The organism is Myxococcus eversor (assembly GCF_010894455.1).
Classification (GTDB): domain Bacteria; phylum Myxococcota; class Myxococcia; order Myxococcales; family Myxococcaceae; genus Myxococcus; species Myxococcus eversor.
In genome coordinates, this window is the sequence record NZ_JAAIXY010000011.1 from 33,021 (window position 1) to 47,251 (window position 14,231).

Annotated in this window: 12 protein-coding genes; 3 read left to right on the plus strand and 9 right to left on the minus strand. The window is 67.8% G+C overall.

What is annotated here, in order from left to right; all coding sequences use genetic code 11:
* The first annotated feature begins 327 nt into the window (after positions 1-327).
* Positions 328-1,581: a carboxypeptidase-like regulatory domain-containing protein gene (locus tag G4D83_RS22730; RefSeq protein ID WP_163866908.1), complete on the plus strand. Its 1,254-nt coding sequence runs from the start codon at positions 328-330 to the stop codon at positions 1,579-1,581.
* A 360-nt stretch (positions 1,582-1,941) separates the two neighbouring features.
* Positions 1,942-2,532 (plus strand): hypothetical protein, encoded by a 591-nt coding sequence (locus tag G4D83_RS22735; protein WP_163866909.1) that lies wholly within the window; start codon positions 1,942-1,944, stop codon positions 2,530-2,532.
* A gap of 68 nt (positions 2,533-2,600) precedes the next feature.
* Here G4D83_RS22735 and G4D83_RS22740 read toward each other — a convergent pair whose 3' ends face one another.
* The gene (locus tag G4D83_RS22740; RefSeq protein WP_163866910.1) at positions 2,601-4,184 is read right to left on the minus strand and encodes a carboxypeptidase regulatory-like domain-containing protein; all 1,584 of its coding nucleotides are present in this window, start codon (positions 4,182-4,184) and stop codon (positions 2,601-2,603) included.
* A gap of 197 nt (positions 4,185-4,381) precedes the next feature.
* On the opposite strand from G4D83_RS22740, the gene G4D83_RS22745 reads away from it, so the two are divergent.
* On the plus strand, positions 4,382-5,527 hold the full coding sequence (locus G4D83_RS22745) for a mannosyltransferase family protein (protein ID WP_163866911.1): 1,146 nt from the start codon (positions 4,382-4,384) through the stop codon (positions 5,525-5,527).
* Here G4D83_RS22745 and G4D83_RS22750 read toward each other — a convergent pair whose 3' ends face one another.
* From G4D83_RS22750 to G4D83_RS22785, 8 genes are all read right to left on the minus strand, one after another.
* A complete protein-coding gene (locus tag G4D83_RS22750; protein ID WP_163866912.1) occupies positions 5,528-5,857 on the minus strand; it encodes a hypothetical protein in 330 nt (109 codons plus the stop codon).
* 28 nt (positions 5,858-5,885) lie between these two features.
* Positions 5,886-6,164, minus strand: a complete 279-nt coding sequence (locus G4D83_RS22755; RefSeq protein ID WP_240356506.1) for a hypothetical protein — start codon at positions 6,162-6,164, stop codon at positions 5,886-5,888.
* A gap of 431 nt (positions 6,165-6,595) precedes the next feature.
* The gene (locus G4D83_RS22760; protein WP_163866914.1) at positions 6,596-8,476 is read right to left on the minus strand and encodes a Vps62-related protein; all 1,881 of its coding nucleotides are present in this window, start codon (positions 8,474-8,476) and stop codon (positions 6,596-6,598) included.
* A gap of 85 nt (positions 8,477-8,561) precedes the next feature.
* Positions 8,562-9,140 (minus strand): hypothetical protein, encoded by a 579-nt coding sequence (locus G4D83_RS22765; RefSeq protein ID WP_240356507.1) that lies wholly within the window; start codon positions 9,138-9,140, stop codon positions 8,562-8,564.
* A gap of 98 nt (positions 9,141-9,238) precedes the next feature.
* A complete protein-coding gene (locus tag G4D83_RS22770; RefSeq protein WP_163866916.1) occupies positions 9,239-10,369 on the minus strand; it encodes a hypothetical protein in 1,131 nt (376 codons plus the stop codon).
* 33 nt (positions 10,370-10,402) lie between these two features.
* Positions 10,403-11,503 carry a coiled-coil domain-containing protein gene (locus tag G4D83_RS22775; protein WP_163866917.1) on the minus strand — a complete coding sequence of 367 codons (1,101 nt, stop codon included), beginning with the start codon at positions 11,501-11,503 and terminating at the stop codon, positions 10,403-10,405.
* Positions 11,500-12,750, minus strand: coding sequence for a glycosyltransferase family 2 protein (locus G4D83_RS22780; protein WP_163866918.1), 1,251 nt, complete (start codon positions 12,748-12,750; stop codon positions 11,500-11,502). The genes G4D83_RS22775 and G4D83_RS22780 overlap by 4 nt, the downstream gene beginning before the upstream one ends.
* A gap of 239 nt (positions 12,751-12,989) precedes the next feature.
* Entirely contained in the window at positions 12,990-14,204 is a 1,215-nt protein-coding gene (locus G4D83_RS22785; RefSeq protein WP_163866919.1) for a phosphatase domain-containing protein, read from the minus strand.
* Positions 14,205-14,231 lie beyond the last annotated feature (27 nt).

The window sequence follows — 14,231 nt, forward strand, 5'->3', positions numbered from 1 at the left end:
GGGAGGCTCGCGCTGACGCGGTTCGCCCGCATGGGTGGAGCCTCCCCTGGCCCCTACGGGATTCCCGTAGGCGCCGGGCTCCAGACCGAGACTTGTGACATTCCTGGTCACAATACCCAGTCATGAGGCATTGTTTTGTAGCGCTTCATGTCACGTGCGAGGTCCCGTCAGCCTTGGGTCGCTGGTGACGTGTTTGTGTTTGAATGGATATTGACGCCGGGACTGAAACACTGGTGTCGGCCCTGGAAACGTCAGACGAATCACATACCATGTGCGCGGTGCCATCGGTCCCGATGTCACCACTCTCTTCTTCCTTTGAGGTGCGTGATGTCTCTGTCGAGAATCGCTGGAAAGCAGTGGCTGTGGTTGTGCGGACTTCTCGGAGGCGCGGTGGCGCTCGGTGGCGGCTGTGGCGCCCCTGACACCGAGGTCGAGCCTCAGCCCTCCGTGGAGCAGTCGCGGCCGCTCGCCACGTGTAATCCGACTTCGACTGGTATCACCATCTGTGGCGTCGTCACGACGGCGACGGGCTCGCCCGTCGGGGGGGCGCGCGTGGACCTGCGTGGCACCGTGACGACGACGGGCGCGGATGGCTCGTTCGCCGTCTCCGCGGCGGTCCCCATGGGCTCCGCGCTGAGCATCACCTCTCCGGGGTACATGCCGCACGTGGGCGCCGTCACGCGCAACGTGCTCGGGGCCCGGTTCGTGCTCCATACGCTCCACACGCAGTCCTTCACCCAGGGCGTCGCCAACGTGGTGGACCCGCGCAGCGGCGCCTCCATCCAGGTGAACCTGGGCGCGCTCCAGGGCCCGGGCGGTGCGCAGCCCCTGCCGCCGTTCACGGTGGGCGTGCGCTACATCGACACGGGCCTCTTGGCGATGCCGGGCGCGGATGCCGCCATCAACCGCTCGGGCCAGGCCGTCTTCCTGGAGTCGCGTGGCGCCATCTACACGGAGGTTCGTGACTCCAAGGGCACCGTGCTCACGCTGCGCCCCGGCGCGACGGCCCGGGTCTTCATCCCGCTCACCAATGACATGGCTGGCACGGCCCCGGGCAGCATCGCGCTGTGGTCCATGGGCGCGGGCTCCAACGTGTGGAACCAGCAGGCCGCCACCGCCACGCGCGCGCCCAACCCGGTGCAGTGCTCCGTGCGCGAGACGATGACGTGTGATCCGAACGACTGTGCCCGCATCTCCACCAGCGGCTTCGCGGGCAACACCAGCGAGATTGGCTTCGTCAACGCGGACATCGAGAAGACCAACCCCGGCTGCCTCCAGGTCGTGGTGAATGCCGCGGCGCTGCCGCCCGGCACCGTGCTGCCCATCTGCCTGGAGATCGAGATTCCGATTCCCTCGGGCGGTACCCAGACGCGCAACCTGTGCGTGGGCGCTGGCACGGATGTCCTCTACAACATTCCGGCCAACGTCAACCTCACCGTCCGCCAGGCCTCTGGCTTTGGCTGCCCGCCGCCGCCCAGCACCAGCGTGACGGTGAACACGGGAGCTCCGTGGGGCGGCACCGGCGTGCCCTCGAGCCCCGGCCAGTGCAATGGCGTGCTGACGCTGCCGCCGCTGCCCTGATTCGAGCGTGACAAGGGACTCCGGCGTGCTCTCGCGCCGGAGTCCTGTCATTGCGGGCTCATGTTCGTCCGCTCCCGGACACGGGGTCGTCGTCGTCCAACTTCCGACACCCATCCGCGACTGACAGGCGATTACGAGGCCCCGCTTGACCGGAGACCATCGCGGCCTCCGAATGCATGCCATTTCAAAAAGGGCGAACCCCCGTCCGCCGCTGCCGCCCGACTGTCATTGGCGCGGGCACGCTGGCCAGGGGCTTCGTGCTCTTCCTTCGCGGCTGGAGTCCCGCGTGGCTCTTCTTGCCGGACCGCATGACGGTCCGGACTCGACGCAGCTTCACCACCCCCGTTGGAGGTCGCCCGTATGAGGGATGTCGCGCAGTCCCCCCTGTCTCTCCAGATGTCTCGTGGCAGTGCCGCGGAGCTCGTCCGGAGCATCCTGCCCATCCTCTACGGCGTCGACGAGCGCTCACCCCGGGCCGCCGCGACGAAGCACTACCATCCCGAGGCCACCTTCCAGGACCCGTTCATCGCCGTGCAAGGCGTGGAGCGCATCAGGCGGGTCATCTACGTCGGCCGGGCCTTGCTGTCCGGGTGTCGCATCGAGTTCGGTGATGTGGCGGAGACCGTCCGCCCGGATGGCTCGCACGTCGTGCTGGCCGACGTGACGTGCACGCTGGTCTTCAAGCACTTCCTCGCGTGGCGCCCCTGGCAGCTGCTGGTCGGGGACTCCTTCACCTATCGAGCGGTGCACAAGCTCGTCCTCGACGAGGACCTCAAGATCACCTCCCACGAAGAGCATCTCAGCGTGCGCTCCGTCCTCGAGGCCGTCCCGGTGGTGCGCGCGCTGTACGCGCTGATGGTGAAGACGGGTTCCTCCGGCTGCACCTCGGACTCCGGCTACACGCTGAACCAATACATCGCGGGCGACCGGACGATTCGAACGGTGCTCTGACAGGGCGCACCGGGTGTGGGCCGCGCGGGGCCGGGTGGCCCCGCGACTTGCCCTGGAGCGGTGGCCCGTCAGGGGGGCTGCGTCAGCACCAGCTCGTTGAGGAGTCCCAGGTCCGTGAGTGCCCCGGGTTTGATGACGAAGCGGTGCTGGCCGTAGTGGCCATCCATTCTCAGGACGTGCTCGCCCGGCGTCAGTCCCGCGACGATGAAGTGACCATCCGGCTCGCGGATGCTCAAGGGGTGGTAGATCCGTTTGTCGATAGTGAACGGCATCCCCTCGCCCTGGCCGCCCTTCGAGGTGACATCGATGCGGCCCACGACGGCGCCGGTCTCCTCCAGGTGGATGTCGGCGACCACACGCTGACCCTTTGTGCCCGTGACGGTGACTTCGCCGGCGCGGCCGTCCTCCAGCCAGGCCTGGATGGTCCCCGTGCCCTCCGGGAGATTCACCACGAAGGCCGAACCCTCGAATCGGATGTGGTCGTAGTCAACGGGGCCGTTGCCGCACCACTGCCAGTACCGCGAGGGCCTCACCAGGGCGATTCGAGCGCCGGGAGCGGGAGTCCCATCGGGCAGAAAGACATGGCCAGCGACCTCGAAGGGCTCACGCTCCTCGCGTCGGGGCGGTTCGACGATGATGTCTTCCTCGTCCGTGTCGTAGGGCACCTTGATGAACGCGGGGACGCCGGGAGACAGCTCCACCTCCACCTCTCCATAGAGCGAGGTCCGGCCATTGAGGCCAGACACGGAGGCGGTGCGGCTTCCCGCTTCGACCGTCCCGGTCCAGGTCCCATTCTCCTGCCGGCGCAGTGGGAGGGAGACGACGACAAAGTCCATGAGGTCCTTGTCGCGGGACTTCTTGATCCGGGCCCCCCGTCGATGGCGGTCGCGGAGCGGTTGGACCGTCACGTGTGTGAAGCCCGCGAGCTGGATGTCCAGCCGGGCTTCTTCGCCTTGCCGGACGTCGACGGTGCGAGTCGCTCCCCGTCCCTCGGACGTGAAGGGATGGATTTCATTGGACCCCGGTGACACCCCATCCAGCACGTAGTGGCCCTGGGCGTCAGTGATTGCCTGGGTGGGCATCGCGCGGTGTGAGGAGGCCATCAGGCGGACCCCCTGGGCGGGAGTCCCATCGTGCTGGAGGACCGTGCCGGTGACGACGGCGCCGGGAGGCAGCGACAGCGTCGCGGTGATGGTGCCTCCGGCGACGAGCCCAAGGTCCAGCGAGCAGCTCTCACCATGGCCCGCGCCGCGCGCGCACAGATAGAAGCGGCCCGGGCCCGCGGTGGGAAAGAGGGCGACGCCCCGCGCATCTGTCGTCGCGGATTCCAGGGGCTGAGCCAGGTCGAGGGTCTTTCGAATGATGGCGACCATGACTCCGGCGAGGGGACGTTGGTCCTGGGCGGAGACGACGTGGACCTCGGCGAGGCCTGTCCCATGGAGGGTGGGCGGCCCCGTGGGCATGCGTGGCTTTGGCGCGGGAGGCGGAGGCGCGGGAGCTTGAGGCACGGGCTCGCTCGGGGCGGGGGACAGGAGGATGGCGGGAGAGGGGCCCGCGATGACGGTCCGCGGTGCCATCAATTGCTGGCGCAGCAGCGCGCCGAGACCGAGGACGACTCCCGCGGTTGCGACCCATCCAGCTCCTGCTCGCATGGTGTGGACCTCCCTGGGGCCTCGCGCCACGAGGTCTGGGCGAGAGGATGGAGATTAGCATTCCAGCTCGGGACGGGTCAGGGCGGGTTTCCGTTCAGACGGGCCCGAGTGGTCGCGAGCACCCCTTCCTCGCTGTGAAGGACGCGGGAGTAGGGTAGGGTGTCCGCCCTTCTCGCACCTCTGGATTCAGCCACCGCATGTCCACCGATGTTCCTGTTTCAGGAGAGACCCAGTCGCCGCCATCGCTGGGGGCGCGGCTGCGCGCGCTGGGGGCGGAGCTGGCGTTTCCCGTGGGGCTCTTCTTCATCAGTCGGCTGGCGCTGTTCCTGCTCGCGCGCGTGTCGCTGGTGTTCGACAACAGGCTCCACCGTGCGCCCTTCCAGCAGACGAGCCTCGCGGGGTTGGATGCGTTTTGCCGGTGGGACTGTGGTTGGTACACGGAGATTGCCCAGCAGGGCTACGCGCGGCCGCAGGCCACCAACTTCTTCCCGCTCCTACCGGTGTTGGGACGCCTGGTGCAAGAGACCACGGGCCTGAGCATCCAGGTCTCACTGGTGCTGGTGGCGAATATCGCGGGGCTGCTGGGGCTCATCGTCCTGTATCGGCTGTTTCGCATGTTGGAGGGCGAGGACACGGCGCGTGTTTCACTGCTGCTCTTCACCGCGTATCCCTTCGCCTTCTTCCAGTCCGCGGGCTACCCCGAGTCCTGGATGGTGTTCCTCACCGCGCTCGCGCTGCTCTTGAGCGTGCGAGGGCGGCACTGGTGGGCGGCGCTCGCGCTGGGCTTCGGAGGGCTGGCGCGCCACCTGTCACTGGTGGCGGGCCTGTCCCTGTTGTTCCAGCAGCTTCGCTCGCGCGGAGGGGGGCTGAAGGCGTGGTTCCACCGCGACATCCTCGCGCTGGCGATTCCGTTGGTGATGACGTCGCTCTACTTCGTCTTCCTCTGGCGGAAGTTCGGAGACCCGCAGATCTGGTGGAAGGTGCGCGGGGGCGAGTGGGCCGGTGCCTGGGCGGGGCTGGCGACCTGGTGGAAGGGCGACTGGGCGCCCGAGGTCAGCCTCTACGTGGCGCTCTCCTTCATCCCCGGCGTGGGCGCGCTCCTTCTCACGACGCGGAGGCGCTGGTGGACGCTGGCTGTCTTTGGCCTGCCGTTGATGCTCGTGTTGTGGACGGTGGGGCTGGTGGGCCTGGGACGCTACAGCGCGGCCGTGTGGCCCGCCTTCCTGCCCCTGGGCGCCTGGCTCAGCCGGCACCCCGCGCTGCGAGGCCCCGTGGTGCTCGGCTGTGCGTTGTTCCAGGGCATGCTTGTCTTCCTCTTCGTCCACGCATACCCTATCAATTGATTAGCAGTTATCCCACTTCGCGCCCACGAAGGCCAGACGACGCTGCTTGCAGTAGTATTTCCCGTAGTTCGTGCAGTTGCCAGCCGCGACGTTCGGGAAGGGACCCCTCCACACCGTGTCGGTCGCGCAGATGGCGTAGCAGCAGGCCTTGAACTCTCCCACGGGGATGTCTTCGTTGAAGACAGTTTCGTCCTGTCCGATATACTCCTCGGGAATGGCGGTTGGCGCAGGGCTGTCGCCATCGAGCGGCTCGTTCGCGCTGCCACCACAGGCCAGGAGGAGGGTGGCAGCCAGGGAAAGCAGCCATGCGTTCTTGAATCGAGTCTTCATGGGTGTGTCCTTGAGTGATTGAAGATGACTAGCAGTTCTTCCATGCGTAGGTCTGATAGGTGAGTCCCTTTTGCTTGCACTTGTACCTTCCGTACTCAGCGCAATTGTTGTATTGGACGGACGGGTAGGGGCCATACCAGTTATTTGAACACTTGATGTTGCAGCAGATGGCACTACTTCCCACCTCCCCCTGGACCGCCTCTTCGTCCTCGGTGCCGAGGTACTCAGAAGGGATGGCCACCGACGAGTCGCTGTCCTGGGGCTGCGTCTCTTCCTGGGGAGCGCCACCACAACCCACGGCAAGCATTGCTCCAAATGCAAGCAGGCACAGACCTCTGAGACTGTTCTTCATGGGGACCTCTTCGAAGGCTCTGGGGGTCGATGCGGAGACCGCGAGCCGGTGTCTCCCAGAGGGTTTATCTTCATCTTGGTTATTATGGTCTAGCTTGATTTGCGTGTTTTGTGTGCGGGTTGGACAGTCGTGACTGTGTGGCGTGGGAAAAGAGTCAGACGCATGTGCGGAACGGATGGCGCGATTGATTGAATGGTAGATGTTGGGAATGGCAATCGCGCAGGATGTTCCAAGGTTGTCGGAAGCATGCCCTGGAGCGCCAGAGACGCGAGCGAAGACGCTTCTAGAGTCGCTCGTCGTCGCCCATCGTGACGCTGCGCCAGTTGCCGGACGCGGCCTGCGTCCAGTTCAAGCGCAGCTTGGACCGCCTGTGGTGCACCGGCAGGTCAATCGAGGGGCAGGAAGTCCGGCTGGGACGCGCTCTTCGACATGGGCCCGGTGGGCCCGTCGTTGAGGATGCACTCGCCAGCGATGGGCTCGGAGACTTCGCAGCCCGACTTCGGGTTGCCCCAGCGCTCGGTGCGGTTCAGCCAGGACAGGCTTCCCGTGAAGGTGCCCGGCGTGCGCCAGTCGAAGGGCACCAGCGCGCTCCACGTGTCCCAGGCGATGCCGCGTCCGGTGTCATCCGCCAGGAAGTCGCCGTTGGGGAGGTTCTGGTAGATGTGCCGTGCGGCATCCGCGTAGACGCCGTGCGAGCCCTGGGCGGAGAAGAGCTCCGGTCGCCAACCCAAAAGGCCCATGCCCTTGTCGCCATAGGTGAACGTCTGCCCGCTGGCGTGCTGGCTCAAATAGACCTGCGACGGACGGCCCTCCACGAAGCGCACCGTGGCGTGCTCCCAGTCCCCCACGTGATTGCCAAAGGTGGAGTACCCACCCACGCAGCCCCAGGGCGAGTACCAGCCGATGCAGACGCGCTTGCCATTGTTGTACGGATAGAACATCCAATACACCACGTCCGTCGTCGACGTGGGCTGCCCGTTCGCCGTGCGCGTGATGAGCTCCGCATAGACAGGCACCGGCGTCTGGTTCGGCCGCTGCCCATCCAGGAACTGCGGGTCCGTGCAGGAGTCACAGCCCAGCGCCTGGTTCGTCACCTGATGACCGCCCTCCACGTGCACGTTGGCGAGGTGGAACTCGGTGGATGAGGGGAAGTAGGCCTCGCCCGGGTGCATCCACACGCGAGGAGCGAAGGCGGCGGCCGTGGCGGCGCTCACGGGCAGCCCCTGAAGCTCGGGGTTCGCCGTCGCGCTCTTGTTGATGGCCCAGTAGCGGCTGCCTCCCGTGTCGGAGTGACTGGGGCGCGCGACGAAGGTGGTGGCGGGAAGTCCCCGATGATCTCGAACCAGCGGCTGCCAGAGGCCCACGTCGTTGTTCGCGCCGGAGCCGCTGTCATTCCACAGCGCGCTCGGGTTGGCTGCCACCAAATACTCATTCTTGACGCAGCGGATGAGGTCCGTGGAGGGCTTGCCGTAACCCAGCACGCCCACCGCGCCCAGGCAGGTGTAGCCCGCGGGCGCGACGGGTTCCCAGAACGAGCCATCGTGCGTTCCGCCCGAGCCCTTGTCGTCCCACACCCAGACGTAGTCCACGGGCCGCGCGAGCAGGTCCCCCTCGCCCTGAACCACCAGCGCCGTCGAGGGCGCGGGGCCTCCTCCGCCGTTGGGCATCGCGACATCGCCCAGGGAGTAATAGCCCGGCGACTGGGCAAGGTTGGGGCGCCAGATGGAGACGTCGTCGTTCGAGCCCGTGCCGCTGTCGTCGTAGACCCACTGGAACGTGGACACGGGCTTGACGAGCAGTCGCTGGCTGAAGCGCAGCGGCGCCCTGTCGGAGACGAGGGTGAGGTCCGCGCTCTGTCCCGGTGAGGCCGTCGCCGCGACGAGCTTGTACGTGCCGGGAGCCAGCGAGACGGAGAGCCGCGCGCCCAGGTTGCCCGCGCTGTTGTCGTCCTCGGCGAGCACGTTGCCGCTCGCGTCGAGCAGATAGAGATAGGCATCCACGGTCGAGGTGAGGGTGAACGTCACCGTCGCGGTGGGGCCCGCGTGGTCGACGATGAACGTGCGATTGCCGGGGTGCGTGGGACTCCGGCCGCCCGAGCCGAGCCAGCGCCCATACACGGTGTTGCCCTGGAGCCCCGCGAGGGACGCTTCCGTGTCGCGGAGCGCCGTGTCCTCCACGGCCTCCAACGAACCACCACATCCCAGAGCGCCCACCCCCAGCGATGACAACACGAGCCAGCGGAGTGAACCCAGACGTCCAGCGAGCATACGGGCCTCTTCATGTCCCTGCGTGGACGCGCAGGATGCCCTCAAGTCTCTTCAAGACACCAGTCTGGCGTCTGGAAGGAATGCGTCACGACGGCGGAACCGCGAGCTGGAACGTCAACCGCACATTGTCCGAGCGCAGTCCCAAGGGGCCTTCGAGCGCGAGGGCCTCCGGGGGAAGGTCGCCCTCCCACGTCAGCGCGTCATCCGTCCACACGCGCAACGTCACGCCTCGCAACTCCGTGCGCAGGGTGTGCTCCTTGCCCCAGGAGGGCGCGCTCACCGCGCCGCGTCGAAAGGGGGGGACGGTGACATAGCCCCGGTTGCCACAGTCGCTGCTCTTGTCCTGGTCGGGATTGCGCTTGTAGTTGACGACGACGCCTGCCTTCGGAGCGAAGCGCCACATCACATACAACACGTTGCAGCCGTCCCGCGCGCGCAGCTTGAGACCCACCTGCTGACGCTGCTCACCGGACTGCAAGGCCCGCTGCTCGTCGGTGGGCGCTCGAGGCAGGAAGCGCAGCTCGGCGCGGGCCGCGATGTCCGTGCCGGGCACGAAGGCTCGCAGTCGCGCTCCATCCACGTCGAGCCACCCATCGGGCCGCTCGCGCAGCGCGCCCTGCGTCACCTTCAGCTTCGACAAGGGCACCGGGGCGAGCGTCGTCATGGGTTTCCTCGCCGGAGGAGGTCGCCCCCACCCGAGGCCCAAGAGCGCGCCCAGGCCCAGACAGGCCACGAGGACTCGACTCCGGGCCATGGTGGACATCAGGGACGGGGCGTCCCGAGGAAGGCCGTGAGCGCCTCCAGGTGGGCCGTCAGGTAGGCCTGTTCCGCGCGCAGCCGAGCCAGCTCCAGCAGGAGGTAGTCCCGGAACCGGCGAATCTCTCGCGTCTGGAGCGCCTCCACTTCCTTGAGCTGGCCCTCCAGGTCCGACACGAGCGCGGACACCTCCCGCAGCCGGGCCTCCTCCGTGCGGTGTCGCGAGCGCAGCTCCACCAGCAGCTCGGAGACCTCCTGGTGCACGCCCTCCACCTCGTGCAGCGTCGAGCGGCGGCGTCCCTCGCGCGCCCGGGCATTCGCCTTGCCCTGCCACAGGTGCCCCAGGTCATACGTCAACATGACCTGCCCGAAGAGGGGGACGTCCTGGTCCAGGTCGAAGACCTCGTCATAGCCTCCGCGAACGCTCAGCTCCCAGGCCTTGGCCCGGCGCAGGCTCCCGGTGGCGACCTCCACCGCGTCATCCGCCGCGCGCAGCTCCTCCAGCAGTGATTCCAACCGCTGGCCCTGGGGGAAGGCGGGACGCGAGGCGAGCCGCTCGCGCGCCAGCGTCGTGTCCGTGTTCAGCGAGCGCAGGTTGTCCAAGCGCACCTGCACCGCGTTGAGTTCTTCCAGCGTCGCCCGGCCATCCTTGAGGTCCGCGCGCAGGGCGGTGACGAGCGCCTCAGCGCGGGGCAGGGCGTCCTGGAGCACGCGCGCCCGAGCCTCCAGCGCGGAGTCCTCGCCCAGCCCCGTGCCCTGTCGGACGGCGGCCTGGAGCGAGGAGAGGGCTTGGTGACGCCGGCATTCGGCCGCGGCGCGGCGGTGGATCTTGTGTCCCCGGTACAGGCCGACGAAGTCGTAGCTGAGGCCCGCCGTCACGCGCAGCTTGGGCTTGCCCAGGGCGGTGCCACCTTCGGCCTCACCGGTGTTCACCGCGCCGAACGCGCCGAACACCTCCGGGGCCAGCTCCAGCGCGGCCTCCGCCTCGCCCAGGCCCCGCACCCAGTCGCAGTAGCCCGCGGCGCGCCCTTCAACGCGTGCATCGGGAGGAGAGGGGGCGTCGGGTGGCGCCGCGAGGGCCGCCGGGGTTCGCGCGGCGAGGCACAGCAGCACGCCGCAAGTGAGGGTCTTCCGCATGGGGCTTCTCCACGTCTTCATGGGCGCCTGCACTCACAGCACCAGGGGCGCGCGGCCCAGGTGCAGCAGGTCCTCGCGAGCCGACGCGGAGTCCGTGAGCTTCACCTCCACCATCACCCCGCGCAGCATGTGCTGACGGATGGGGTGCTTGATGGAGACCTCGCCCTCCAGCACGCGGCCCACCACGCCCACCTCGCGGCACCAGACGACCTTCGCGGCGCACGCGAAGAGGGGCGTGCCCACCGCCGCGTTGTTCAGGTTCTCGTACGGCACGAAGGCCACCGTCAGGTCCTTCTCGATGGCGCGCAGATAGGGTGAGGCCCGCAGCGACGCGATGAGCGCCTCGTAGCGCTGGGCCACGTCCTCGAGCGCCTTCAGGTCCTGCTCCAGGCTGCGCAGCGTCGCCTCCGCGCGCGCCTGCTCCAGCACCGAGTGCGTGTACTCGCGCTCCAGGAGGAGCACGTCCGGGGTGATTCCCGCCGGCGTGCCGTCCTTGCCCATCCCGTCCTGCACCGCCGTCAGCCCCGCGAGCTCCCGGTGCAGCGAATCCACTCGCGTCTCTAGATCCACGGTGGTCTGCGCGAGCGACAGGTTGCTCTGCGCCAGCTGCGCCAGGTGGTGGTTGATGGTGAGCTTGTCCTCCTGCTGGAGCAGCCGTGCGCCGTACATGGCATCCGTGCGCGCGCGCGACAGCCCCGCGTAGGCGCGGTTGGATTGGAGAATCTCGGCGCGCGCCCGGCTGTACTCCTGGCGCAGGGAGGCCAGCCGCTTCGCGACGCGGTCCTTGGACGCGCGCTCACTTCGCAAGGCCACGAGGAAGCGCTGTTGGAACGCGTGCTCCGAGGACACGGTGCGCTCGGCGTCCTCGATGCGATTCTCCACCGAGCGCCGCTCGGCGACGACGTGGTCCCTGGAGGACGTCTGCGCCGCCAGCTGCGTGTTCAACGAGAGGATTTGAGGGTCCGTGGGAGACACCACCGTGGGCGTCACCCAGCCGTGGCTCAAGAGGAAGAAGCCCTGGACCGACAGGAAGGACACCAGCGCCGCCAGGATGAGCCCCAGGAGCACCGAGCCCAGGAGCTTGTACGTGGACACGGCGATGGCGTTGATGCGGTTCGCGACGCGTTGGTTCATGGAGAACCCTCTCCGGCGGGGTTGGGCGGCAGCCCACCGCGGTTGTCCGCGGTGGAAGGTGCCGGGGCGGCGCTGGGACTGCCCCGGGTCTCCCAACTGCCGGAGTCCAGCGTCAGCAGCGCCAGCGGTGTGAACAGCGCGTACGTCACCGGCATCAGCAGGGCCATGGGCAGGAAGCACGCCCCATGCACCCGCCGGTCCTCGGGCAGGTGCCGGGTCTCCATCCGGTAGATGATTCCCAGGAGGCCGATGACGAGGAAGTGGAACGAGAGGATGTCCAGGAACTCCCCGGTGAGGACGTTGTGGACGATGACGACGGGGTAGGCGAGCAGCAGCGCGAGCTGGGACACGTAGTGGACGGTGATGACCGGATGCAGGCGCCACGCGTGGGACAGGCCGCCGAGCAGGTCCACCAGGTTGGAGCGCCGCCACCGCAGCTGCTGGGAGAAGTAGCCGGCCAGGGTCGCGGGCGCGGCGGTGAAGCAGAACGCGTCCAGCGTGTAGACGGTTTCATAGTCGTGCTTGACGATCTGCCGCGTGAGGAACCGGTCCTCGCCGTACTTGATGGGGATGCCGGCGATGGAGCGCGCCTCCAGGATGGGCTCCAGCTCCAGGAGCACGTGGCGGCGATACGCGGTGAGGCAGCCGGACAGGCACATCACCTGTCGGAAGCTGCGCTCCAAATCCTTCAGCCACTGCTGGGCGAAGTGGAATTTGATCTCCACCATGCGCGTCAGCCAGTTCTGGTGGCGGTTCGTCACGAAGGTGCGACCACCCACGGCGGCGATGCGCGGACTGACGAATCGGCGGACGAGGTTGCGCACCGCGCTCTTATCCACGATGACGTCCGAGTCCACCGAGACGATGATTTCCGCGTCGACCGCGGCCTGGACGCCTCGGTTGATGCCCTTGCGCTTGCCCAGGTTCTCCGGGTTGCGCATGACGAGGACGTTGGCGTGGCCCTCCGCGGCCTTCATCGCCCACGCGTAGCTGTCATCCTTGGAGCAGTCGTCCACCACCACGATTTGCAGCAGCTCGCTGGGGTAGTCCTGCTCCAGCAGGCTGCGGATGGCGTGGAAGATGCCCTTCCCCTCGTTGAAGAGGGGGATGACGATGGCGACACGAGGCCGGTACGTGTCGTCCGCGCGGTCGATGCTGGGCCCTCGCAGGCGCCGCAGGAACGGACCGAGGATGTAGCGGTTCATCAACACGACGATGAACAGCAGATGGATGGGAAACAGCTCCATCAGGTCCCGTCCCCGCTCACGCCGCCACCCCTTCCCCTGACGGCCCCGACGCCGCCCCCATTCTCCCGTGAGGGAGCGGTGGGAAAGTTGGCGGGGAATGGGCTCGCGCCAACTGCCCCGAGGGACGGTGGAAGGGGATTGCTCACCCAGGCGTCATCGCGCGACGGGTGCCGTCCGGAACACGTCAGCCCCAGGGCCCGGAGGGCACCCTCGACTTCTCGCGCTCGACGCCCGTGGGCTCAGTGCGCGGCGGGAGGCGACGGCGATGTCAGCGCATCCGCGCGCTGGAGGTCCCTGAGCAGCTCCGCCTTGCGGGCATCTCGCTGGGCCGCGGAGGTGAAGGCGATGCCCTCCATCGACTCGCGCGCGCCGATGGCCACCCGCGCCAACCCGTCGCGGGAGATGAGGCCCAGCGCGAAGGCCTCCACCGCGGCGCCCACGTAGGTGTCGAAGAAGTGGATGCGCTTCTCTCGCCAGGCGCGGCGGGTCGTCTCTGGCGTATCCACCACGTCATGGATGAACACGGCGTGGACGGCCTGCGGGGCGGCGGTGAGCATCTTGTCGCCGAACTCCACGTCGCCCTGGCCGCTGTCGCCGACGAAGACGAAGCCGTACTCCGGGAACACGCGCACGTAGCGCTGGAAGTTGTCGAACTTCTTCGCGGCGATGCGGGAGTTGCCCAGCAGGTGGGTGAGGCTGCCGGAGAGCACGGCATGCGCGGGGACGCCGTGCTTCTTCAAGGTGTCGAACGTCATGTTCTCCACCGCGCCCAGCGGGTCCATGGGGCGCGCGGTGACGAACGTGAGGTCGCCCTCGCGGCCGGGGATGATGCCGGGCCCGCGGTCCAGCTCCGCGTAGAAGGCGAGCACACCCGGGTACACCGTCTTGGACGGGTAGCGCGTGTCCTTGAGGTTGGCGAAGAAGGTGTCGTCGATGTCGCTGAGGACCTTGTTCTCTCCGCTGGGCGCTGCCTCTCCCTCGCGGAGGATGTGCGCGAGAATCTCTTCCCGCAGCGCCGGGTCGTCCACGTCGTCGAAGAGGAGCTTCTCCAGGTCCTGGTGGTTGTTGCCCGCGTCGAGGAGGTTCTTGAAGGCGGTCAGCTCGCGGCCCTTCACGCTCAGGAACATGTCGCGCAGGGCCCGCTCGGCGGTGGCCGGAGTCCCTCCTCGCTGGAGCGCCGTCACCAGGCTGGCGCGCACCGGCAGGGCGAGCTGCGGGGCACGCTCCCGACAGAGCATCGTCAAGAGGGCGGTATGGTGGTCTGGCCCGAAGATGCGGTCGTCCATGTCCCCGAGCAGGGACTCGAGGTCGACATTGGCCAGGAGGTAGTTCAGCTCGGAGGCGGTGGCGTCCCGCAGGAGGTCCAGGATGCGGCGCTCCTCGCTGGTGTCGGTGTGGCCGGCCATGAGCGTGCGCAGCGTCTCCAGCTTCTTCGTCGCGGCGTGCGGATCCATGTTGCTCCCCCCATCCCGGCGCGGGGC

Coding starts and splice junctions, on each gene's coding strand:
- G4D83_RS22770 (WP_163866916.1), bottom strand. CDS start 10,369: ATGCGGAAGACCCTCACTTGCGGCGTGCTGCTGTGCCTCGCCGCGCGA.
- G4D83_RS22780 (WP_163866918.1), bottom strand. CDS start 12,750: ATGGAGCTGTTTCCCATCCATCTGCTGTTCATCGTCGTGTTGATGAAC.
- G4D83_RS22745 (WP_163866911.1), top strand. CDS start 4,382: ATGTCCACCGATGTTCCTGTTTCAGGAGAGACCCAGTCGCCGCCATCG.
- G4D83_RS22775 (WP_163866917.1), bottom strand. CDS start 11,503: ATGAACCAACGCGTCGCGAACCGCATCAACGCCATCGCCGTGTCCACG.
- G4D83_RS22760 (WP_163866914.1), bottom strand. CDS start 8,476: ATGCTCGCTGGACGTCTGGGTTCACTCCGCTGGCTCGTGTTGTCATCG.
- G4D83_RS22765 (WP_240356507.1), bottom strand. CDS start 9,140: ATGACGACGCTCGCCCCGGTGCCCTTGTCGAAGCTGAAGGTGACGCAG.
- G4D83_RS22730 (WP_163866908.1), top strand. CDS start 328: ATGTCTCTGTCGAGAATCGCTGGAAAGCAGTGGCTGTGGTTGTGCGGA.
- G4D83_RS22735 (WP_163866909.1), top strand. CDS start 1,942: ATGAGGGATGTCGCGCAGTCCCCCCTGTCTCTCCAGATGTCTCGTGGC.
- G4D83_RS22750 (WP_163866912.1), bottom strand. CDS start 5,857: ATGAAGACTCGATTCAAGAACGCATGGCTGCTTTCCCTGGCTGCCACC.
- G4D83_RS22785 (WP_163866919.1), bottom strand. CDS start 14,204: ATGGATCCGCACGCCGCGACGAAGAAGCTGGAGACGCTGCGCACGCTC.
- G4D83_RS22740 (WP_163866910.1), bottom strand. CDS start 4,184: ATGCGAGCAGGAGCTGGATGGGTCGCAACCGCGGGAGTCGTCCTCGGT.
- G4D83_RS22755 (WP_240356506.1), bottom strand. CDS start 6,164: ATGCTTGCCGTGGGTTGTGGTGGCGCTCCCCAGGAAGAGACGCAGCCC.